The following is a 22677-nucleotide window of genomic DNA, read 5'->3' on the forward strand; positions in this document are numbered from 1 at the left end:
AGATTTGCTGATAATTGCGTATCTTCCGTCTCATGAACCACCTAACCTACTCATCTGCTGTGAAACTTGGTATTTCCATTTGGCTGCTTCTAGCTGGCCTGCTGTTTTCTCTAAACTCCTGCACCACCTCAGAGGGGCAAGCCGAACGCCCCCCGAACATTGTACTCATTATGGCCGACGATATGGGCTTCTCTGATTTGGGTTGCTACGGCTCCGAGATTCAGACTCCCAACTTGGATCGATTGGCTCAAGAAGGTATGCGGATGACCCAATTCTACAATACGGCTAAGTGTACTGAAACCCGCGCCACGCTACTTACCGGACTTCACTTTCAGCAGACTAACAACCTGAATAAATCAGATAATAATGTGACAATCGCTGAAGCGCTGGGCGAAAATGGCTACCAAACGATTATGGCGGGAAAGTGGCATCTGGGTAACTGGGCGGAAGAAGTAGATACGCCTAATAAAAGAGGCTTTAACGAGTACTTTGGCTTTCTAAACGGAGCTAGCAACTTCTACACCGGACGCAATTACAAAGACGATGTAAACTACATGCGGTTGAACAGCGAAGTGTTTGAAGCCCCCGAAGATTTCTATACCACCGATGCTTTCACCGATTTTGCGATGGAGCAAATATCCGCAGCTACTCAACAGGAAAAACCCTTTTTTGTGTACTTAGCCCATAATGCCCCTCATTATCCGTTACAAGCCCCGGAAGAGAACATCGCAAAATACCGAGGCAGCTACAATATTGGCTGGGACAGCTTACGTCTGCAACGATTGCAGCGAATGAAAGAGCTTGGCATTGTAGACATTGACCAACCCCTAGCTCCCCGCGACTCATTGGCTCCGGCCTGGAATGATTTAACTACTGACCAACAGCAAGAAGAAGCCGAGCTGATGGCAGTCTACGCCGGAATGGTTGACCGGTTGGATGAGCAGATTGGTCGCTTACTAAACCATTTAGATTCACTAAAAGTGGCTGAAAACACCTTAGTCGTTTTTCTTTCGGATAACGGAGGCTGTCCGTTTGATGCTAACCACTCGCCAATAGTGCCTCCTGGCCCGGAGGAAGCAGACCGAACTTATGATACTGAGTGGGCTCAGGTTTCTAACACTCCTTTTCGCAAGTACAAACAGTGGATTCACGAAGGCGGTATTGCTACTCCTATGATTATCCGTTGGCCCACAAAAATTCAACCCAATACTAAACTAGAGGAACCTGGACAACTGGTCGATATAATGCCTACATTTTTGGCGGCTGCCGGAGCTAACTACCCAGAACGGTACCAAACCCGCCAAGTCTTACCAATGGAAGGAGTCAGCTTACTTCCTGCTTGGCAAGGTGGACAGCTTACCCGGAAAAAACCAATGTTTTGGGAGTTCCGGGGCAGCCGGGCGGTGCGCGAAGGCGACTGGAAGCTGGTAGGCCAGCGCGGAGGTAGCTGGGAACTGTACAATATTACTGAAGACCGCGCTGAGCTGAGTAATCAGATTGATCAACAGCCCGAACGAGCGCAAGCAATGATGGCTGCTTACGAACAGTGGGCTGAACGGGTGGGTGCCCATTCTAACGAAGCATCCTTAGCAATGCCACTAAATCAACAAGACCGCTACCTGTTTGAAGGGGAAAAAGAACCTAACACACTAAACAAATAATTACGTATGCTTCCCAAGCTACACGATACGCAACAGATACCCATAATGACTAAACTAGCTACTTTTTTTCTTGGGCAAGGAGGTCTCATCTTACTGCTTCTGGCAACAACTATTTTTTTTAATCCAGCCCTAGCCCAAGAAACCGAACCAACCGGAACTGAAATAACGGATCCTACCATCGTAGGGGTAAATAAAATTAAACCTCACGCCCTGCTTCTCCCCTACGATAGCCCCGAGCAAGCTCAGCAAGATACGGCCGAAAATTCACCCTACTATCAGTCATTGAACGGCTCCTGGAAATTTGCTTTCTCCGAAAATCCTGATAGTCGCCCCCAAGATTTTTATTCTTCCGACTTCGATGTATCAGACTGGGCGGAGATCACAGTGCCCGGCGACTGGCAGATGCAGGGTTACGATCAAACGATTTACCTGAACCATCCTTATGAGTTTACCACTGCTGAGGGAGCTTCGGAGATGCCACTCATGTCGGACACGCGGGAGGTAATGACTCCTAACCCTCCTGAAGTACCTACTCAATGGAATCCGGTAGGCTCGTACCGTCGTAGCTTTACCGTTCCCGAAAACTGGGCCGAGCGAGAAGTAATTCTGCACTTTGGTGGGGTAAAAACCGCTTTCTACGTATGGGTAAACGGTGAATACGTCGGGTATTCGGAAGACTCTAAAACTCCGGCTGAATGGGATATTACCGAATATTTGCAAGCAGGCGAAAATACGGTGGCCTGTGAAGTGTACCGCATTGCTTCCGGTTCCTATTTAGAGTGTCAAGATTTCTGGCGATTAAGCGGTATTGAACGCGATGTGTATTTGTACTCCCTACCGAAACTTAGCATTCAGGATTTATCCGTAAAAGCTGGATTGGACAGTACGTATCAGACCGGACTTTTCTCGGCTGAAGTTGTGATGACCAACCATAGCGATGACCCGTTTTCGGACAAGTCGCTTCGCCTTCAGCTACTAGATGCTTCCGGCAGCGCGGTGTACGAAGAAGAGAAAAGTATTACCGTATCGGGCGAGTCAGAAGAAACATTTACGTTTGAAGCCGAAGTAGATAACTGCCAAGCCTGGTCAGCCGAAGCACCTAATTTATACTCGCTGCTGATTACTTATCAGGGTTCAGCGGACGAAACTCCTACCGTAAGTGCTACGCAGGTGGGCTTTCGTAATGTGGTCATAGAAAATGGACAACTGTTGGTAAACGGCCAGCCCGTGCTGGTGAAAGGCGTTAATCGGCACGAACATCACCCGGAATTTGCTCACCACATTCCGCGCGAAAGTATGGAGGAGGATATTCGCCTGATGAAGCAGTTTAATATTAACTCGGTGCGTACCAGCCACTACCCCAATGATCCGTACTGGTACAAGCTCTGCGACCGCTACGGTTTGTACGTGGTGGACGAAGCAAATATTGAGTCGCACGGATTGGGCGCGGCTTACCAAAGACCATATGACCCGAAGAAGCATATTGCTGATGACCCTACTTGGGAGCGAGCCCATCTGGACCGAGTAGAACGGATGTATGAACGGGATAAAAACCACCCGTCTATCATTACTTGGTCATTAGGAAATGAGGCCGGGGATGGCTCTAATTTTGTAAAAGGCTACGAATGGCTGAAATCTAAAGACAGCCGCCCGGTGCAGTTTGAGCAAGCCCGCCTTCATCCACATACCGATATTTACGCTCCCATGTATATGTCAATGGACGTGATGAAACAGTACGCGCTGGATAACCGAGCGTACCGTCCGCTCATTCAGTGTGAATACGCCCACGCGATGGGAAACAGTGTAGGTAATCTTCAGGACTACTGGGATTTGATAGAAAGTTACGACGTGCTTCAGGGCGGTTTTATCTGGGACTGGGTAGACCAGGGGCTGGTGAAGAAAACTGAGCAGGGCGAAACCTACTTCGGCTACGGCGGCGATTTCACCGGCGATTCTATCCGCAGCGACCACAATTTCTGCCTCAACGGACTAGTAAGCCCCGATAGAAAACCGAATCCGCATATTTATGAGGTAAAAAAAGTGTACCAGAATTTTAAAGCAGAGCCGATTGACCTATCGACTGGAAAAGTAAAACTCACCAACGAATATTTCTTTACTGATTTACAAGAATATGATGTCCGCTGGAAACTGGAAGAGGAAGGAAACATTGTAAGAGAAGGCACCTTGGATGTTGCTCTAGCTCCCCGAAATACCCAAGAAGTAACCATTCCCTACCAAACTATTAATTCAGGAAAAGAGCAGTGGCTAACTATTTCGGTTCATCAGAAACAGTCTGACCCGCTGATTCCTACTGGACATGAACTAGCGGTTGAACAGCTATTGGTAAATTCAGTCTCACTTGCATCAGACTCAAATAATGCTGATTTTTCAGCTCTGTCGCTAGAAGAAGATTCAGAATCAATCACCGTGAATGGAGCTCAATTTACGCTACGCTGGAATAAAGCGGACGGTACCCTACAGCAGTTCAACTTTCAGGATAATGCGTTACTGGTTGCTCCACCTCGCCCCGATTTCTGGCGCATTCCCACTGATAACGATTACGGAAACAACATGCCGAAGCAACTCGCTGCTTGGCGCGACATACCGAATACACTAAAAACCGAAGATCCTAAAGCTATAGAAAAAGATAATGGCGAGATAGAAATTACTGTACCTGGAGTGCTTACTGATATTGACACCCAGTACGATGTAACCTACACCGTTCATCCCAGCGGGGCGGTAACCGTTGCTACTTCGTTTATTCCCCCACCCTATCGTCCGTTACCCGAACTACCGCGCTTAGGCACGCAAATGAAGATCGCCGGAAACCTTTCCGAAGCCAAATGGTACGGGCGCGGCCCCCACGAGAATTATAGTGACCGTAAGACTTCGGCCTTGGTGGGTGTGTACGAAATGGCGGTAGAAGATTTATACTTTCCCTACGTTCGCCCTCAAGAAAATGGCTACCGCACCGATGTCCGTTGGCTAGAACTGACCAACAGTGAAGGAGTAGGGCTAAAGATCAGTGGTTCACCCACTTTTTGCTTCAGTGCTAACTACCACGAACGCGCAGGCTTTTCTAATGATCCGCAGCGAAAGTACCTGCATACTCCCGATATTGAGCCCCAGGAAAATATTACACTTAATATTGACTACGGACAGCGGGGTGTAGGCGGCGACAATAGTTGGGGCGCACTTCCGCATACCGAATACCGGATTTTACCCCGCGAATACTATTTCTCCTTCACCATGACTCCAATCAACCAGCCTGCTGAAGTACGAGCGAATGAGTGATAGCTGGGTTGTGTCCGGCAAATAGCCTTTGGGGCGAAATGCGCCAAATAAATATTCTCCAGAAATCTTTTTACGGCACTCTCTCGTGAAATCTGAAAGTACATCAATCAATCTATTTTTGTCATTCCCACATAGAGAAATCTCAATAAACAGATAGTCTGGACTATCTTCTTCTGCTATTATTTTATCAGCGAAGTCTACTAGTGCTTTTGTATCTACGACTCTACATTGCAGCCCAATTTTATAAAGAATCAACAGGTCAATATCGTCTTTTGGGTTTATCATTATAGATTACCTATAACGACCCGGCTAGATGCCGCGCCCATCCCGAAGGGTGGGAATGGCGTTTAGCTCTTGTTGTAGCCAGTTCTTACTTTTCCTTTTTTGGCAATCCAACCTTGGTAAGTATCTTGTTCGCTTTCTCAAGCTTTTCTGGAAAAAGTACTTTGTCCTGCAACTTTTCCAGTTCCTTATCGAACACGATGATCGGAACTTTTGAACTATTCAATTTATCAATTTTGGTTTTCATAATTCTTCTTTTTAGTTATTAAGAAAGCATCATAATCTTCTCCAACAATAAATTCTTCCCATTCGTTGTCTTCTATCCTCAATCCAAACACCAGGAAGTCCACTTGAACCTCAGCAAGATTGTTCGTAATTCCCATTCTGTAAAGGCGCGTTCTCGCACTGGTACTCCCAGTGGCAAAAATCCACGATCTGGGATACTTCTCCGTGAAAGCATAAACGGTCGAGGCTACCGTTGCCAATACTTTTAAGCTGTCCCCATTGTTTGTTATGGATAAATCGTCAATAGATTTTGTTGTTTTATCATAATCGCCAAATGCTAGGTTGAAGACATTTTCTTGTCCAGTTTCTGTATATTCCACCATTTTGTGGATCAACCCTTTTGGCCCTTCGCTAATGAATTCAAAGTGCCTTAATTTTCGCTCTGATTTGTATTGATACTTAGGATTGTTCACAAATTTCTGCTTTTTGGCAAAACTACGAAATCAATTCTAATGTCCGTATTCTAGTCGGTATAAGTTGGCTACAACGGTTAGTGTAGGCGCTGGCCGACTTGTTTGCGTTTTATATTTCGTTGCTCTTTTATCGCACTTCGGCGAAACTCAGCTTCAACCTTATGTTTTTGCTAGGCTAGCGGCTAGCTTTTGTTGGCAGTTGGCTTTGATGTCCACTTTTCCATGAACCCATTAATCTGATTATTCAAAAGTCTAGAAAACTTGTCCTCTTTGAACTTTTCTATTCCCTCTAATCTTTCAAGAAGCTTTTTCGTTTGATTCCAAATTTGGATCATTTCTGAAATTCTCGGTTTCAATGCCATCGCGTTATCGGGCGTATAATGAACAGTTTTGTTTCTAAGGCTAAACAATCTTGCTATTTCATTCAGGTGAATGTTATGTGTGCTGATGTCATCTTTAAAAATGAAAATTATTCTCTCCATAACTTTCGCAATAGAGAATCTTGAATAGCTAAAATCGTCTATTAATCTTGTTTGCTTCAAGTACAAAAGGTGTCTATTAATGACAGTTTCAATAAAAAAGCCAAAGTTATTAAGATGCCCGAGCATCTCAATAGACTGTATTGCGTGGTCAAGAGTAAAATCATAATTTTCGACTCTCGCTAAAGTTTGTGCTTTATTCCATCCATCAGAAATAGCTCTTAATGTTTCCTCTGTCATGACCTCTGGAAGATCAACTTGCAATAGTTCTACTGGACTTTCTGGAAGGTTTATAGATTCTATTATTTCTTTATCCTTATCACTTGGATCAATCTTCTTAAGTTCTTCCGAAAAAAGGTACGAAGCAAATTCGTAAATCAACGCTTCATTAATGTAATGAAATGATTCGTTCAAGTAAAAGTTGATACCTTCCCCTAGTTTTGAAAATGTATTTATATCGTGTTCCACATTCATTTTTTAGCTTACTGCCAACGTCTAGCATATGGCTTGTGGCGGTTTCGAAAGCTCATTTTTATCTACATAATATTAACTTTGTAAAATGCAGGAAAGCTTGAACCACCACTAAACCCGCAATAAGTTATATGCAGTGTTGTGTGTGGTTATTCACCCATATAAACATTATCAAGTGTTTCTATTGGTATATTTGATAAAGAGCCCTCTTTAGTTTCAAAATTCCCCTTCAAATTATATTCTTTGCCATGAATTTTGACAATTATACCAATGTCATTCTCGTATTCATATATTATATAATTAGCCGCCTCATTTCTGAAGTTTATAGATTGAAAATTTGATGTAACTACAAAATCTTTTTGCTTATAAACTGCTTCAATAGGAAGGCTAAATTCAACTTCGTTGTCGTTTTTTAAAAGAACGTAGTATAGCATTCGATTATTGATATTATAAAGAACTACAGTTTTGTCCTTGTTCTTCAATTTAAACGATAGAATTGGATAGATGCCTTCCTGATCTAAATTAGCGGTTTTCGTGACAGTTTCAACCATCCCTTCCGATGTCCATTTTCGTTGGGTTTCAGTATTAAATGGCATATCTTGTTCAGAAATAATGGTGTGATTTTCAAACGGATACCCGTCAATTATTTTATAAGTTGAAAAGATATGATAGCAGCAACCTCCGCTTCCGGTGATTAAAATTTCTTTCTCATTTGGTAGTAATTCATAATTGCCCTGAGATCTTAGTATAATTTCTGTAAAGACAGCGTTTTTAACGAAATCAGTTCCGTTATACAGATATATTGTATACGCAGGCCCTTTGCTAGAATAATATTGTTGAAGAGCTAAATCTTTGTGTCCATCAAAGTTAAAGTCTCTGTAGACAATAACTTCCTGTTCAGTTCCTGATATCTGAATATTAGAGTTTGTATACTTGCTTTTATCAAAGGCAAATGCCTCTGCTGAAACCTCTAGCAAGAGTTTATTCCGTTTTTTTAGAAAGACACGTATCTTGCCTTCATGGAAATATTCATGAGAACTAAGGTCTATCTCAATCTCAAAATCAAACCGTTCTGATAAGTCACTTACAATATAGATTTGACTAAAAGATTGATGTGATAATATTGTAATTATTGTTAGAAAAAATGTTCTCATAGCAAATTAATCACGCACAACGGTTAGTGTAGGCGCTGGTGCGAGGCCTCAGCCGAAGCATAGCGCTTACACAATGTTGTATGCCGCCTTCTTCCCGTTAGGCAGCATGTTCTGTCAATCGAACATCGAGTTTGAAATCTTTCATCATTTCGTTGAGTTCCTTAACAAACTCATCCCGCATATATTCATATTGTGAAATGGTCGATACGTCTCCTTGATGACCGCGATGGAAATCTATCATCTTATTCAATTCCTCAATTTGTTCAATGATGTCGCTAATCCTAGCCACTTTGGCTTCTTTATCTATAGGTTCCATATCAATTAAATTCAATTTCAATAAATCCTTTCGGATATTTCTTTTTGGCTCTATTCTTTTTTGTCTGACTGAACCAGTTATACCAATATACCCAATCCGATTGATAAAGCATATATTTGGCATGATCTTCAGGATACTGTCTTACCGTATATGCATCGACCCCATAGGTTTTTCTGGCTCCGGTCAATCTGAAATGGTCATGAATTAAATTTTCTTTCGCTTCAAATATTTCGTGATTAACGAATGTGATAAAATCTATATCTCTGGGATGTTCTTTAGCGGTCACGAAGCTCCCATCTATCCATTGGATAAAGTGCGTAGCAACCTGAGCAGAAGAATCTTCAACAAATCTTAGGTAGTTATCAAAGATCTGTTTCCTAGGACTATTTTGAGGAAATGTACCGACAAAGAAATCCTTAAATTCATCCAGCGTAAGCGTTATTTTTTCGTACGGTTGTAGATTTCCTCGTTGATCAAAATTCAATTCCATATTCATCAGTATTCCCTGTAATGATACTGATTTCTTTTTACTTTTGGTGGCATACAACGACCAACTAAAATGAGTATGCGCCCCACTTGCTAGAAGTACCGAAGTATCCTGCTTGCATTGTCCTGTCAAAGTGCTCAGTTCGCATATTCATTTTTAGTGTTTGTTATGTGTATTTATATTTCAATTTCTCTATAAATGGCTAGAGGAGTCGTGGTTATACGTGGATAGCTTGAGTATCTAACAAATTGCTCAAACCCCTCAAAGCCTCTAAACACCCCCCGAAAAGCATTCTCAAATGCTATTGACTCTTCCGTGGCGTCTTCTTTATCTGACAATGGATCAAATAAGTCTTGATTCTCTGAAGGAAGGGAGGTTATCATTCCAAAGATTGTCATTTTTAAATTGGGTCTTGATCCGAAAGAAAATATGATGTTTTCAATATCAGTTTCCACAAAGTTTTCCCTTTTTAAATTAGAGAGTATTTCAAATTGTGGTATTTGGTCATAAGGATAAAATCTGAAGTTGATCCTATTGGGAAGAAAGGTGTCTATAAAAAGCTGAATACCATCAACCAAATATTGAGGAATTTTTCCTCCCTCTATGTTCTCGTCCAAAAGAGTTATTAAATCTTCTTCTAGTTTATTGAGTCTTGCTGTGTCTTTAGTTTTAGCATTTCTATCCTTGTATTGGCTGATAATTTTTCTCTGCTTCTTAATCTCTTTTTTTAATTGACCATACTGTTCTTTAATATCAGTTCCTTCAACACTACATTCTTGGATAAACATTGAGATGGCATTAAATCTTTCTGCAATCTTCTTAAGCCTATCGTAATCTTCAATATTCACCCATCCAGTGGCTTTTACAAAAATTTTGTTAGCCAGTTTATCATGGAGTTCTTCTATTGTCAGTTCATCTTGATCGATTAGGTCTAAATCAATAAAGGATTCAGATTTATCAATACTGTTTTGAAGCTGGTTAAGCAGATTGTGATGTGGAATTCTCGTAATTGTTTGATTCTCTTTACCACCTATGTTTGAGCCGATTTTTGCCTGAAAAACCTTAATATCTACCCCTAGATTAGAGGTTAGCCCGGCTGAGTCTTCTTCAGATGTCTGACTTTGAGTAATAATGCCTTCATCAAGTTGGCTATATAAAGAAACCGCCTTGGCCGTATCAAGGTAAAGAAGGTCCTTTATTATTTTAGATTTTTTACTCATACCCAATTACACATAACGGTCAAGCTAGCCGTCTACCGGGCCTTATTGGCTGTTCTACTTCCAAGTTAGCATTTATAAAACCTAAGGCAACTAGCCTGGAAGCGCTCATTTCCGCCCGATTGTGGCTAGCTCTTGTTAGCAAACCGCTTATCTTCTTACCCAAGTACTGTCTCCTTTTAAAAATGCAACCAGACCAATATTCTTCGCTATATAGACTTGTTCAGGCAGCACATTTTCAAGTGTATTGGTGATTCTAACAACTTCGCTATATTCTATATCAGAAAGAACGAATGAAGGCAAATGCTCTATTGGATAGTCCTCAAAATCATCGCTGGAATATCTGATCCGATTCCCTATCAGTGTATCACCTACTATATCAAGATTTAAAGACAGCGTATTAAATCCAAATCCCATATCAATCCTCTCAGTAGGACTTCGATATGCAATTGTATTGAATATATTAATATTATACTCTCGAGAAAGGTGACTGGTAGTAAAGGAGATGTTACAATCAGTTTTTTGATAATCAGGGAATGGTATTAACGATAGCTCACGTTCATAGTCAAAAGTATAAGATTCGCTTGCTTCGAACATCAACAGCTCAAAAACCATTACCTCCCCCTGACACTCAAATTCATAATTTCTCTCTTCAGGAAATAACAGCCAATCTGTTTCTGCAATTGAAAAATCAAATGCCGGACAGTTTACTACTTCAGTAGTATCACACGCTGCTAACAATAGCATCCCAAGGAAAACCAATATTGACTTCGTATTTCGTATCATTTTCAAGTGTTTGCTAACGACCATTGCGAGCTGCTGGGCCGGGTCGGTGGCATTTGTCTTTCAAGTTAGCATTTTTACTGCTTGGGGCAACTAGCTTTCAAGCTCAACTTCAGAGGCTTAGTAGCTGCTTTATGTTAGCACACGTATTACCTTTCAATTTTGATTTCTATTCCCTCGTTTTGAAGCTCTGTCAATGTAAGTTCTATCTCTTTCCATTTACGACGATCTGTCAAATAAACATATTCTTTATCGTTCTCAGTTTGAACTTCAAGGCTAGCTTTTTTCGTATCGTCAATCATATCATGGTAGATGAACTCTAGTTTGTGCACATCTTTTAAATCTATATTTTTAATCTGCTGATTATATATAAAAATCAATGATTCAGAATCTAGTTGAAGGAATCCAGTGACAGATTTTCTTCTTATGGCAAACATCAAAATCACTCCGACAATCATTATACATATTGGTCCCCAAAGTAAAATAGGGTATTCTTGTAACATCGGATCGAAGCTTGTAATCTGCCCTGTTAAATATTTATGAATCGCTGAGATTCCGGTAGTAAGAAATAATATTCCTAATCCAGCAAGTGTCAAATTAATTCCAAACTTATTTAGTCGACCACTTGTGACAGAAACTTTTCTAATTGAAGATTCAATCATCTTTATATGTGTGCTAACGCCTAGGGCAGCCTTCGCCCGGCTTGTTGGCTTTTTTAGTTCGTTTATCAATATTGGTACTTGGAGCAACTAGCATGCTAACTCATTTTTGCTAGGCTGAGGGCTGAGCGATGTTGTACGCTGCCTTTTCTCAATGATCATATCTTGCTGGATCAATTTCATCATCTGATGGTAACCATTGGTTGTTGATTTTATCGATCAGCTCAGATAGGTGTCGTTTGACTTTTCTCTTGGTAAAATCAATGCAAACCACTTTATCAATCTCGAAGTTATCATCATTCGCTAAGGTTGAAGCATACCAAAATCCTTCTCCAAAATTCTGGTGAAATGTCGTCACCGGCGACTGATCATAATCAAAATCCTTCCCAGTTTCTTGCTCGTACCCCACTGCTCGCCAAGTAATTTCTTCATCAAAATATTCCTCAGTCATGGTCGCCAATTCCCCGGCACTACAAGTGTATGAAACATGATGATCTAAGCAGATTTTCACCGCAGGTGGAATTAATTCTTCATCCTCTTTATTCGCGATGGTGAATGCTATCCAATCGCGAGTTGGCAGTGATTTTATCCAATCAGCATTATTTCTAACTTGAATGTAAAATACCTTCCTCCTATTGATTCGTCCAATTAACTCCATTAGAATTTCAGGTAGCGTACAACAACTGCATAACGGCAACTAGTCTCCGTTATTTCCATTATGTCTACTTCGTTTTGAGTTGTTTAGCAGGTGAAAATAAAACAAAAGAAATTATATATATAATTTTACATATAAAATATTTCATAACCGTTTAAGTTTTATTAATCGGTTATAAACATTTACAGTCGTTTGTAAACATGTTACGCTATCAGAGTAAAGAACGAAGAGCTGAACCATTAAGCTTTGTAGTATTCTATTTGGCCTCCATCAAAGTCGGCTACTCGGGCAACCAGTGCTTGACGGTCTTCTTCGCTGATGGATTTAAAAGAGTTGGCCAAGTCAATTTTCTCTTGTAGCATCTCCGCATGATCCGGCCCGGTAATAAGCACACTGACGGGTAATGACCAAACGAAGTGAAGGGCTTCCTGAACGCTTAGTGCGCCGGGTACAATACGAGGCTTATCACCCGACTTAAAGTGGGTAGTGCCGCCGAAGAAACCGCCGTTGGCCAGGGTTTTCATCGCTAACGGAGCGATGTTATTCTCCAGCAGTTTGGGGAGCACGTTATTGATAAAGCTTTTGTAGTTGGGGTCAAATACATTAATTGGCATCTGGCAGGTTTGCATTACATCAGCAGCCTGCTCCAGCATCCGCTGATGAGCCTGATAATCGCGGTGACCGGTGAAGCCGTAGTGACGAATCTTTCCTTCGGATTGCGCTTTCTGCACAAATTCTAGCACCCTGTTTTCTATCCGCCGATCCACATCACTCGGGCTGGTAACCGAGTGGATTTGCCAAAGATCAATGTAGTCGGTTTTCATTCGGCGTAGCGAATCCTCCAGATGCTGCTGGGCTACTTTGGCATTAGTGGCTCGGGTTTTAGTCATGATATACGACACATCGCGGTATTCGGGGCTAAGAAACATGCCGTAGCGTTCTTCAGCCAATCCGTTACCGTACTGTTCGGCATTGTCAAAGAAGCGAACTCCACCGGCCAACGCCGTTTCTATCGTTTTTTGCGCCTCTGATTCGCTCATACGAGCAATATGCGCTCCACCCAGGCCAAGCATAGTTACTGTTTCTCCGGTTTTACCCAACTTTCGCTGCGGTAGCAAATCGCCCAGTCGGTCTCGCTGCGGAGCGAGTGAAGCAGGTTCTTCAAAGCTGGCTAGTTGAGCCGTAGCACTTTGGCCCGTTTCATTGGCTTGAGACTGACAAGAGAAGGGCACCATCATACCGGTGGTAAGTCCGGCTAGGGTCTGTAGAAATTTGCGCCGATCCGGCTGGTCTTGCTCATTCATAACATTCGTGGTTAGGGTTTCTAATGTTTCAAACTTACCTGGCTAATTCAGCCAATGCATAAGTTACTAAAAATCGAGCCTTGTGTAAAGGTACCCGCCCCAGTCTACCTAATTTATTTGAGTTCGGCTTTCAACTGATTGAGTCCTCGTAGGTTTTGTACTAGTACTTCCTTTACATCCCGGTCTTGGTGGCCGATAATACCGATAGGGCCTCGGTAGTTACTATTTTGAATCGCTTGCAACATTTCTAGTTCCCGATCACCTTCTCCCAGAGCTACTATTTTTTCACCGCCTTCCACCATTCCATTGAGATTAATACACAGCAAGTGATCCTGCATTTTCTCTAGTAAGGCTGGAAACTCATTAATCTCATGATGGGCGTGATGAAAGTTGTACACCATCCCCAAGTGATCGCTACCCAATGAATCAATAATCGCTAACTGGTTGATTGGGTTACCAAACCAGTCGCCGTGGTTATACATGCCTAGCGTACAATTCTGCTGTTTAGCCCGCTTCCGAAAGTCTGCAATAAAGCGAATCGCCCGCTGGCGTTTTTCTTCATCTGAAAGCCCCTCAAAATACTGGGGTGAAAACGAAAACCAGCATTCGGTTCGCACCTCGTTTGCTACCATCTTATCCCATAAAGTTTCGTTATCCTCTCCCAAGTAGCCTACCGAATCTTGGTCAATCCAGAACCAAACTGCCCGCAGGTCAATATTATGCTTTTTGAGTGCTTCAAGTTCTGCCTCAAAAGTGGGTAGATGTTGCTGCCGCCAATCGTAAGCCAACTGAGAAATACCCAGCTCCTGCAACATCGCTGCCCGCTCTTCCGGACTGCGCTCCTCACTATCAAACGGCACAATGCACCAAGCAATGAGATTGGACTGATCGAACAGCGAATGGCTGTTGGTCACCGGTCTGTTTTCTATCGAGCACGAGATGAGTACGCTAAGCCCCAGCACTATTGAAACAATGGAGAATACCTTCATAAACACTATTTGGTTTGGTAGCCTTGGTTATAAAATACACTCAAGCCATCTTTTCCCGCTACGGCAATATCATTTCTTCCATCGCTATTCAGATCAGTTACGGCCATAAAGATTCCAGCTCCTTTACCCACTCCCAGCGGGCCGTAGCTAATAGTGTGCTTAGTAAAAGATTCTCCGTTCCACTGAAAGTAGTACATTCCCAGCGGATCATCTGAGCCCGGGTCGCGACCATTATGCGCCCGGAAGCGTTTGCCAGTAATCAGTTCGGGGTTGCCATCGCCAGTGACATCTTCCCAGGCCATCGTATGAAACTGGGCATTGTACGGGTCAATCGGATGAGCGATCCAACTTCGCTGACCGTTCTCATCCGAGCTTTGTTCGTACCAGCTTAATCCGTAGTCGTGCCCCTGCCCAACAATTAAATCGTTTTTACCGTCTCCGTTCACATCTTCTACCAAAATTGGTACACTGGCCTTACCTAGTGATAGTTCACGATGTACTTTCCATTCTCCGGATAGTGGGTCTTCCGGCGCTTCGTACCACTGCTCACTGCTAATCAGATCGCCCCGTCCGTCGCCGTTAATATCGCCAAAACCTAATCCGTGCCCCTGCTCCGAACCAACTTCGTAGCGCACAAATGCACCACTCTCCAGCCGATAGAACTTAAGCGCGTCGTTAGGATTGTTAGGTACGAGCTCGGGCTGCCCGTCGCCGTCAATATCCCACGCCTGGGCACATTCTACTGGCCCGGTTGAATCAATCAGGTGCTCTTGCCACATCTTACTCTCACCCGGATTCTCCCGCCACAGCATGGTCTGATCGCCCCAACTTCCGGTAATAAAGTCTAAACGACCATCCCCGTTTACGTCCATCGGAATACTGGCGAAATCATTATAGTATTCTCCCCTACCCCAACGAGCCACATTGGCAATGAAGTGACGATGCTGAAATTCTGGCCCTTCGTACCAAAATGCTCCGGACACTAAATCCAGCGTATCATCGCCATCTACGTCAAATGCTCCCACCGCTTCGTAGCTTTCCATAGCTATAACTTTCTGTACAAATTGTACAGGCTTATCCAGCGAATTGTCAGCTTGAGCTAAAGCTTTAGAAAAAAGCGAGAGGCTAATAAACAATTGCACTAACGAGTAGACAGCAGATTTCTTCAAAATAGTAGGTGGTATGCACCGCAGTTAATCAGCGATAATTAGGCTAATGTTAACTGATTTTCTTTAAATAAGAAAGACAACCTTCAAGCATAGGGTGCTTTCAGTCTGAAGGAGGATCGGTATCTTTGTTGTACAATTCTTTACTATCTTCGTAAAAAACTAACTCGTACAGATACTATGCAACCTTCCCGAAGAAACTTTCTGAGGAATACTACCTCAGCCGCTTTAGGAGCTTCCGCCCTCATTTCTACTTCTCAAACTAGCTTAGCCCAAGCGAAGCAAGATGATGAAATGTTGGATAAAATACTGGCTCAGCCGGTGTTGAAGAAAGGGCTATTTCCCGACCCGGTAATTATTGATCGGCTCGAGCTGTTGCGTTATCAAGATAACTTCATCTGTAGAGTCACTTCTACCGACGGAGCCGAAGGCATCTCGGTAGGAAACAATATGCAGATGGTCGGTCTTTACCCCATCTTCTCAGTAAGATTACAACCTTTTTTTATCGGTAAAGATGCTCGCGAATGGGAGCAACTACTGGAAGAGGCATACGTTTACAAAAGCAATTATAAGTTGCAAAACCTTGCTCTGTGGGTGCCATTGGCTACTATTGAGTTTGCGGTGCTGGATATGCTAGGAAAAATCGCTCAAAAACCAATGGGTGAACTCATAGGCAAAGTACATCATCCGAAGATTGCGGTGTATCAGGCGAACAACTTCCGAGGTAAGTCAGCTGAAGAGTCTATTGGGTTGATTAAACAGCAGGTGGAAGAGTCGCAGGCCAAAGCCCTGAAGTTTAAAGTAGGCGGACGGATGAGTAAAAACGCCGACTTTCCCGCCGACCGTACCGAAAAGTTGATTCCACTAGTACGGAAAACCTTTGGGGATGATATGACGATCTACGCGGATTCTAACGGCTCTTACGATGCAGCCGAAGCTATCCGGATTGGTAAGCTGATGGAAGAGTACGCCTTCGACTTTTACGAAGAACCTGTTCCGTTTGATTGGTATCAAGAAACTAAGCAAGTGACTGATGCTATGACCATTCCGGTAGCGGGGGGCGAGCAGGAACCTAGTATGCGGAACTTCCGGTGGCTAATTAAGGAAGACGCGTTGGATATTGTTCAGCCCGATATTTTCTACTTCGGGGGCATGATTCGCTCGATGAAGGTAGCACGTATGGCAGATGCTAAAGACAAGCCTTGCATTCCCCACATCTCCGGTTCCGGCTTGGGTTATTTGTATATGATGCACTTTGTCTCGGCTGTTCCTAACGCCGGGCCATACCACGAGTTCAAAGGCTTTAATAAGAAGTTGCCACTAGAGTCAACTACCTCTAGTCTCAGTAGCGAAGATGGAGTAGTTACCGTGCCTACCGCCCCTGGCCTTGGAGTCACCATTGACCCAGATTATATTGCTAAGCATAAGGTAGTCTAGCGTTTTAGTGTTGGGTATAGCCAGCAACTGTCACTACTTACTTGTAAATTTTTAAGAACTAAACAAAATGATGAGCCGACAGTAAGCGTACCGCCTTGTTATCGGCTCGTCATCAATCTTGTTATTGAAGCACAAAACTTGCCTACCCCTGCTCAGTTGGCATTACCAGTAGTTCCTGTACATTCACATGCTTCGGTTGTTGCAGTGCATAGAGAATACTCTCGGCAATATCTTCGGACTGCAACGTCTCAATATCAAGCATCGGCTTCATTATCTTTTCAATAATATCTTCGTCAGTAATGGTATCAGTAAGCTCAGTAGCTACGGCTCCTGGTTCGATAGCAGTGACACGAATGTTAAACTCAGGAGCCAGTTCGTTGCGTAACCCTTCAGAAAAGGCTCGTACGGCGAACTTGGTTGCGCAGTAGACCGACCCGCCCGGAAATAGTTTTCGTCCAGCCACTGATGAAATATTGACAATATGCCCTCGCTTGTTATCCATCATCTTAGGTAGCACGGCGGCCACACCGTTGAGCACACCCTTAATGTTTACATCGACCATCTTCTCCCATTCGTCGGTCTTTAGCTTTTTCGCAAATGATAAAGGCATCAATCCGGCGTTATTTACCAGCACATCCACATCTCCAAATACCTCTTGCGCCTGCTGTACTACTTGTTTCCAGTCCTCATTCTTTGTAACGTCGGCGGTCACTACCAGAGCCTTTCCGCCGGCACTTTCTATCTTCTGCTTAAGTTCTTTAAGCCGATCTTCACGGCGAGCAGTGAGTACTACTTTGGCTCCGTGCGAGGCTAGCTTTTCGGCGGTCGCTTCACCAATACCACTGGAAGCACCGGTTACTATTACTACTTTATCTTGAAGTTCCATACTACGTCTATTATTTTTGGTTAATGGTAAATCTTATCAACTCCTAAAACCTCAGGTTGTTCCGATAAGTGACTACTAGGAAAAGGTATGCGCTAAGCTTTATTCGTAAGGTAAGTTCTTAAGATACGGTAATAGAGCTACCGGGCACCGTTAGCGAGCATTTAGATGGAATCACCAACTAGCTGATTCACCGTTTCTCCAGCTCATTTCCAGTTGGATATTCAACTGTAGAGGAAACTGAGGTAAGTTAAGTAGTGCAGAAGAGGCTTCTTCTATATGCAGTACCATCTCACTTTCATCCACCGACGTAATTGCAAACAACATTTCCTCACCTGCCTCAGAAGTTAAGGTTAATTGCTGTTTATCTTCACTAAGTTGCCAGCTACCCAATAGAGGGGCGCTATCAATTTGTTGAAAGTCAAACGAGTTATCTGGGCGAAGATTTAGAGCAGGTTCTCGGTCTAATAGCTCTTGGGTAATTTGGCCTTCCAATAATATTAGTCCAAATGCATCTTGAGGTAAGATTTAGAAAGTTAGGCATGAGTGTAGCATTATGGTAAGATTAACGGAAGGTAGCGAATTTAGAGAAAATTCAGACTAAGAATGTCGCTCACTTTGCAAACTAGCTACTTCTTATTCTGGCTGAAGAAGTAGTACAATAATCCGATAATTTCATTTTTGTTCGTCATTCTTTTAGCATCCGGATACTGCTCTTTAAATAGGGCCATCAATCGTTCGTAGTCAGCTAGCGATAACTGAAACTGCTGACTTATTTCTTTTATAGTTTTCTCATCATTGATAAGCGCGTAGTACTTTGCTTCTTCTTTTGTCTGTTGCGTGGCTTTAGCGTACTTCCGGCGCTCTTTTCCATTTTTAGAAAAACGATCGTGCAAACGTGTGAACACTCCGGTTAATGTGCCTCCTGCCTGCCCGGGAGGTAGTCCACCTTCTACACCTGGTTCAAAACGAATAGGTTTCTTAGAAACAATATCTTCTTTCCCTCGCACGAATCTGACCGTCATTGACTCTCTTTTGGGTGCGGTAATGATAGGCTTAACAGCACGGTCAAAGACAGTGATTCCTGGTAGCAGAATAGAGTCCTCTACCAATACCACTTGCTGGAGTTGTTGAAAGTGCTCATCGTTTACAATTATGCGTTCGGGCTGATACCCTACCAAAGAGAACTTTAGCGTGTCACCAGAAATGGCATCAATGGAAAATAGCCCATTGATGCCTGAAACGGATACCTTTTTCAGACTGGAATTGATAACGTGCACAAACGGTAACTCTTCTCCGGTACGAGATGTTATCTGCCCACGAACGAGTAGCTGGGCGTAGGCTGAAGAGTTTAGTAGAATTAAGCAGAGTAAACCGCAGTAGTTTCGAGATGGCATACATGCCGTACAACGCTAAATCTACCTTACTAATGTATCACCAATGCTGATTGAGATGATTTTTAACTAAATTTAATAACTTGGTTTAATCTTGATAATAACTGATTTGGAAATTGGTTGATGACTACCGTGAGCCGAACGAGTATGCGGCACCAGTCCGTTTGCTTCCGGAAAGTACGTAGCTACGCATTGGGTAGGAATTGGGAACGAAACTACTCGGAAGTTGCGGACTATCCGTTCTTGTCCATCGTATTTGCTTATCAAGTCTACTACTGCTCCTTGCGATAGGTTGAGCTTCTTTATGTCAGCGGGATTCATAAGTACTACCCGACGCTCATAGTGAATGCCCCGGTAGCGGTCGTGCAGTCCGTAAATGGTCGTATTATACTGATCGTGACTGCGGATGGTCATCATCAGAAATTCATTCTCCTCTAGTGAATGGTCAGCAGGTTGATTGATGGTAAAATGGGCTTTTCCACTTTCCGTAGTGAAATTTCCTTCACGGGCTCCGTTGGGTAGATAAAATCCACCTGGTCTTCGCACTCGTTGATTGTAGCTCTCAAAACCGTCTATTGTTTTTTCAATCGCGTCCCGAATGGTGTCGTAGTTAGCGACCATCGCATTCCAGTCGACAGTTGTATCTGAACCCAGGGTAGCTTTGGCAATCTCAGCTACGATCTTGGGTTCACTCAAAAGATAGTTAGAAGCCGGGCGTTTACCGCCTTGCGTTTTGTGTACTACTCCAGTAGAGTTTTCTACCGTCAGAAACTGGGTACCACTTTCTTGGACGTCTAACTCAGTGCGACCCAAGCAAGGTAAGATGAGCGCAGTTTTTCCGTGAGCTAGGTGACTACGATTGAGCTTGGTAGATACCTGCACTGTCATTTCGCACTGCTGTAATCCCTCAGCGGTGTAATCAGTATCTGGGGTAGCCGAAACAAAGTTACCGCCCATTCCCATGAAAAACTTGGCCTTCCCCTCGGCCATTGCTTTGATAGCTGCTATAGTATTATACCCTTCTTCTTTCGGGGGAGTGAATTGAAAGTGTTCTTCTAGTTTTTGGCCAAACTCTGGTTTGAGTTTCTCCCAAATGCCTACAGTACGATCGCCCTGCACATTGCTATGTCCCCGTACCGGACAGGTTCCTGCCCCCAGCTTACCAACACTTCCTTTCATCAGCAGTAGGTTCACCACTTCCCGTACATTGTCCACTCCATTCTTATGCTGAGTGAGTCCCATCGCCCAGCATACGATTATCTTATTTTCTTTTGCCAGTAGATTCACAACTTCTTCAATCGTTGCCCGCTCAACTCCCGTTTGCTGAATAAGTTCGTCTACATTGTACTGTTCTAAATCCTTCTTTAGTTGTTCAAAACCCTCAGTTTTGGATTGGATAAACTCTTGATCTAACACTGTACCTGGTTTCTCTACTTCTTTAGCTAGCAGCATTTTCATTATTGCTTTCAGTAAAGCTACGTCAGCATTGATGCGAACGGGAAGGAAAATATCAGTTAGCGATGTGCCGGATCCCAGCATCTCCAGTGGCTTTTGCGGGTTCTTGAACGAAAGAAGCCCCGCCTCGGGTAGTGGGTTTACTGAGATAATCTTAGCCCCGTTCTTCTTTGCTTGTTGCAGGGCAAGCAGCATTCGGGGATGATTGGTGCCAGGGTTCTGACCTATAATCATGATTACCTTTGCCTGGTAGAAATCATCCAGCGTAACCGATCCTTTTCCTATCCCTACTGTCTCGGATAATCCTACTCCGCTGGACTCATGGCACATATTGGAGCAGTCGGGTAAGTTATTAGTACCGTACTGCCGAACAAATAGTTGGTAGAGGAACGCCGCTTCGTTGCTAGTTCGCCCTGATGTATAAAAAATCGCCTCATTCGGATCAGCTAATATTCGTAGCTGCTGACCAATGAGTTGAAATGCTTCATCCCAGCTAATTGGCTGGTAATGAGCATCGTTCGGGTGGATTACCATTGGTTCGGTAATTCGTCCGCTCTTTCCTAATTCGTAATCGGTCAATTGCAGTAACTCTGCTACTGAGTGCTCTCGAAAGAATGCTGCATTGGCTCGAGTAGTTGTAGCTTCTTCGGCTACCGCTTTAGCTCCGTTCTCACAGAACTCTACTACCGACCGATGCTCGTCCGGGTCTGGCCAGGCACAACCGGGGCAGTCAAATCCATTAAACTGATTGATCTTCGTCATCAGTTTAGTTCCTTCTATCACTCCTACCTCGCCGTATACATGCTTGGCTGAACTTGCCACAGCGGGAATGCCCGCTGCTACTTTTTTACGCTGGCTCAGTTCAATTTTAGTAGCAAGTGCTTCAGGCTGGCGCGCCCCGGGCTGGCGCGCCCCACAGTGGCGACTGACGGGCTGATGAATAGTATCCTTCTTGGAATTGTTAGACATATGAGATTAGGTTAACGTTGTTGGTTGAGTAAGCTGCACTCGCTGGTGCCCGTGATAAATATTAAATCGCTGATCGCGGACAAACCCAATGAGTCCTAAGTCATATTGTTGAGCTAACTGAATAGCCAGCCCCGAAGGAGCACCTACCGCGGCTAGTAGCGGTACTCCTGCCATCAAAGTCTTTTGCACCAATTCAAAACTAACTCGTCCGCTCAATAGAATAAGAGTTGATGCGAGTGATATTTCTGGCTGACTCAACGCAGCCCCAATAAGTTTGTCTAGTGCGTTGTGTCTTCCTACATCCTCCCGCCACAGCAGCAACTCGCCTGTTTGAGAGAATAGACCCGCGGCGTGCAGCCCCCCGGTATACTCAAAAATTAACTGCGCCTCCCGCAGCTTAGCTGGGGCCTGATGAATTACCTCCTGACTAACCGAGAGATCAGAGACAGATAAAATAGGACAAACAGATTGCACCGCATCAATGGATGTCTTTCCACAGACACCACAACTGGAGGTGGTGTAAAAGTGCCGTTGCAGTTTTTGCCAATCAATCGATATATCGGGAGAGAGGGATACCCGTGCTACATTTTCAGCTTTACTGGTTTTCTGGGCACTCTGACAGTACCGAATATCAGCAATATCATCTTTACTCTGGATAACACCTTCGGTAAACAGAAACCCAAGTGCCAACTCAAAATCGTGACCCGGTGTCCGCATAGTGATGGATAAATCGCGTAACTGTCGCTGGGTGCTGGCACCATATTCTAGTCGGATAGCCAGTGGCTCCTCGACCGCTATTAAATCGGTTTCTTCCTTTATGCCCTCGCCTACTCTTACAATGTTGGCTGATTGTACTCCGCTGGTAATCATAACTTTGGGGTAAGCATTCGTGAGTTGTTGTTATCCATCCAAGGTACTGCTTTT

20 protein-coding genes are annotated in these 22677 nt (G+C 43.6%); 3 read left to right on the top strand and 17 right to left on the bottom strand.

Features of this window, described 5'->3' with window-relative positions; genetic code table 11:
- Positions 1–32 precede the first annotated feature (32 nt).
- Positions 33–1661: an arylsulfatase gene (locus P0M28_RS01100; protein ID WP_302207530.1), complete on the top strand. Its 1629-nt coding sequence runs from the start codon at positions 33–35 to the stop codon at positions 1659–1661.
- A gap of 6 nt (positions 1662–1667) precedes the next feature.
- A complete protein-coding gene (gene lacZ / locus P0M28_RS01105) occupies positions 1668–4955 on the top strand; it encodes a beta-galactosidase, LacZ type (RefSeq protein ID WP_302207532.1) in 3288 nt (1095 codons plus the stop codon).
- A gap of 512 nt (positions 4956–5467) precedes the next feature.
- On the opposite strand, the gene P0M28_RS01110 is transcribed toward lacZ, so the two are convergent.
- From P0M28_RS01110 to P0M28_RS01165, 12 genes are all read right to left on the bottom strand, one after another.
- Positions 5468–5935 carry a DUF6934 family protein gene (locus tag P0M28_RS01110; protein WP_302207534.1) on the bottom strand — a complete coding sequence of 156 codons (468 nt, stop codon included), beginning with the start codon at positions 5933–5935 and terminating at the stop codon, positions 5468–5470.
- Between the two features lie 182 nt (positions 5936–6117).
- Complete coding sequence (locus P0M28_RS01115; RefSeq protein WP_302207535.1) at positions 6118–6882, bottom strand: hypothetical protein; 765 nt, start codon at positions 6880–6882, stop codon at positions 6118–6120.
- 152 nt (positions 6883–7034) lie between these two features.
- Entirely contained in the window at positions 7035–8039 is a 1005-nt protein-coding gene (locus tag P0M28_RS01120) for an XAC2610-related protein (RefSeq protein WP_302207537.1), read from the bottom strand.
- A 97-nt stretch (positions 8040–8136) separates the two neighbouring features.
- The gene (locus P0M28_RS01125) at positions 8137–8355 is read right to left on the bottom strand and encodes a hypothetical protein (RefSeq protein ID WP_302207539.1); all 219 of its coding nucleotides are present in this window, start codon (positions 8353–8355) and stop codon (positions 8137–8139) included.
- A 1-nt stretch (position 8356) separates the two neighbouring features.
- A complete protein-coding gene (locus P0M28_RS01130; RefSeq protein ID WP_302207540.1) occupies positions 8357–8974 on the bottom strand; it encodes a DUF6932 family protein in 618 nt (205 codons plus the stop codon).
- A gap of 44 nt (positions 8975–9018) precedes the next feature.
- Positions 9019–10062 (bottom strand): DUF6414 family protein, encoded by a 1044-nt coding sequence (locus P0M28_RS01135; protein ID WP_302207541.1) that lies wholly within the window; start codon positions 10060–10062, stop codon positions 9019–9021.
- A 147-nt stretch (positions 10063–10209) separates the two neighbouring features.
- The gene (locus P0M28_RS01140; RefSeq protein ID WP_302207542.1) at positions 10210–10845 is read right to left on the bottom strand and encodes a hypothetical protein; all 636 of its coding nucleotides are present in this window, start codon (positions 10843–10845) and stop codon (positions 10210–10212) included.
- Between the two features lie 146 nt (positions 10846–10991).
- Positions 10992–11573 carry a hypothetical protein gene (locus P0M28_RS01145; RefSeq protein ID WP_302207543.1) on the bottom strand — a complete coding sequence of 194 codons (582 nt, stop codon included), beginning with the start codon at positions 11571–11573 and terminating at the stop codon, positions 10992–10994.
- Positions 11574–11652: 79 nt separating this feature from the next.
- The gene (locus P0M28_RS01150) at positions 11653–12159 is read right to left on the bottom strand and encodes a DUF7684 family protein (protein ID WP_302207544.1); all 507 of its coding nucleotides are present in this window, start codon (positions 12157–12159) and stop codon (positions 11653–11655) included.
- Between the two features lie 236 nt (positions 12160–12395).
- Positions 12396–13460 (bottom strand): aldo/keto reductase, encoded by a 1065-nt coding sequence (locus tag P0M28_RS01155; protein ID WP_302207545.1) that lies wholly within the window; start codon positions 13458–13460, stop codon positions 12396–12398.
- A gap of 113 nt (positions 13461–13573) precedes the next feature.
- The gene (locus P0M28_RS01160; RefSeq protein WP_302207546.1) at positions 13574–14449 is read right to left on the bottom strand and encodes an apurinic/apyrimidinic endonuclease family protein; all 876 of its coding nucleotides are present in this window, start codon (positions 14447–14449) and stop codon (positions 13574–13576) included.
- A 5-nt stretch (positions 14450–14454) separates the two neighbouring features.
- The gene (locus P0M28_RS01165; protein WP_302207547.1) at positions 14455–15618 is read right to left on the bottom strand and encodes an FG-GAP repeat domain-containing protein; all 1164 of its coding nucleotides are present in this window, start codon (positions 15616–15618) and stop codon (positions 14455–14457) included.
- 177 nt (positions 15619–15795) lie between these two features.
- Between P0M28_RS01165 and P0M28_RS01170 the strand changes: the two genes are divergently transcribed.
- A complete protein-coding gene (locus P0M28_RS01170; protein ID WP_302207548.1) occupies positions 15796–17052 on the top strand; it encodes a mandelate racemase/muconate lactonizing enzyme family protein in 1257 nt (418 codons plus the stop codon).
- 142 nt (positions 17053–17194) lie between these two features.
- Here the strand turns inward: P0M28_RS01170 and P0M28_RS01175 are convergent, their stop codons facing one another.
- The 5 genes from P0M28_RS01175 to fdhD form a co-directional block, all read right to left on the bottom strand.
- Positions 17195–17938 (bottom strand): SDR family oxidoreductase, encoded by a 744-nt coding sequence (locus P0M28_RS01175; RefSeq protein ID WP_302207550.1) that lies wholly within the window; start codon positions 17936–17938, stop codon positions 17195–17197.
- Between the two features lie 171 nt (positions 17939–18109).
- Complete coding sequence (locus P0M28_RS01180) at positions 18110–18430, bottom strand: hypothetical protein (protein ID WP_302207552.1); 321 nt, start codon at positions 18428–18430, stop codon at positions 18110–18112.
- A 134-nt stretch (positions 18431–18564) separates the two neighbouring features.
- Complete coding sequence (locus P0M28_RS01185) at positions 18565–19332, bottom strand: carboxypeptidase-like regulatory domain-containing protein (RefSeq protein WP_302207553.1); 768 nt, start codon at positions 19330–19332, stop codon at positions 18565–18567.
- Positions 19333–19404: 72 nt separating this feature from the next.
- Positions 19405–21753: an FdhF/YdeP family oxidoreductase gene (locus tag P0M28_RS01190; protein ID WP_302207554.1), complete on the bottom strand. Its 2349-nt coding sequence runs from the start codon at positions 21751–21753 to the stop codon at positions 19405–19407.
- A 6-nt stretch (positions 21754–21759) separates the two neighbouring features.
- Positions 21760–22623: a formate dehydrogenase accessory sulfurtransferase FdhD gene (gene fdhD, locus P0M28_RS01195; RefSeq protein ID WP_302207555.1), complete on the bottom strand. Its 864-nt coding sequence runs from the start codon at positions 22621–22623 to the stop codon at positions 21760–21762.
- Positions 22624–22677 lie beyond the last annotated feature (54 nt).

The organism is Tunicatimonas pelagia (assembly GCF_030506325.1).
GTDB classification, from domain to species: domain Bacteria; phylum Bacteroidota; class Bacteroidia; order Cytophagales; family Cyclobacteriaceae; genus Tunicatimonas; species Tunicatimonas pelagia.

Excerpts from the sequence above, each read along its gene's own strand:
- P0M28_RS01100 (WP_302207530.1), top strand. The coding sequence starts at position 33 with ATGAACCACCTAACCTACTCATCTGCTGTGAAACTTGGTATTTCCATT.
- lacZ (WP_302207532.1), top strand. The coding sequence starts at position 1,668 with ATGCTTCCCAAGCTACACGATACGCAACAGATACCCATAATGACTAAA.
- P0M28_RS01120 (WP_302207537.1), bottom strand. The coding sequence starts at position 8,039 with ATGAGAACATTTTTTCTAACAATAATTACAATATTATCACATCAATCT.
- P0M28_RS01125 (WP_302207539.1), bottom strand. The coding sequence starts at position 8,355 with ATGGAACCTATAGATAAAGAAGCCAAAGTGGCTAGGATTAGCGACATC.
- P0M28_RS01135 (WP_302207541.1), bottom strand. The coding sequence starts at position 10,062 with ATGAGTAAAAAATCTAAAATAATAAAGGACCTTCTTTACCTTGATACG.
- P0M28_RS01140 (WP_302207542.1), bottom strand. The coding sequence starts at position 10,845 with ATGATACGAAATACGAAGTCAATATTGGTTTTCCTTGGGATGCTATTG.
- P0M28_RS01150 (WP_302207544.1), bottom strand. The coding sequence starts at position 12,159 with ATGGAGTTAATTGGACGAATCAATAGGAGGAAGGTATTTTACATTCAA.
- P0M28_RS01155 (WP_302207545.1), bottom strand. The coding sequence starts at position 13,460 with ATGAATGAGCAAGACCAGCCGGATCGGCGCAAATTTCTACAGACCCTA.
- P0M28_RS01160 (WP_302207546.1), bottom strand. The coding sequence starts at position 14,449 with ATGAAGGTATTCTCCATTGTTTCAATAGTGCTGGGGCTTAGCGTACTC.
- P0M28_RS01170 (WP_302207548.1), top strand. The coding sequence starts at position 15,796 with ATGCAACCTTCCCGAAGAAACTTTCTGAGGAATACTACCTCAGCCGCT.
- P0M28_RS01175 (WP_302207550.1), bottom strand. The coding sequence starts at position 17,938 with ATGGAACTTCAAGATAAAGTAGTAATAGTAACCGGTGCTTCCAGTGGT.
- P0M28_RS01185 (WP_302207553.1), bottom strand. The coding sequence starts at position 19,332 with ATGCCATCTCGAAACTACTGCGGTTTACTCTGCTTAATTCTACTAAAC.
- P0M28_RS01190 (WP_302207554.1), bottom strand. The coding sequence starts at position 21,753 with ATGTCTAACAATTCCAAGAAGGATACTATTCATCAGCCCGTCAGTCGC.
- fdhD (WP_302207555.1), bottom strand. The coding sequence starts at position 22,623 with ATGATTACCAGCGGAGTACAATCAGCCAACATTGTAAGAGTAGGCGAG.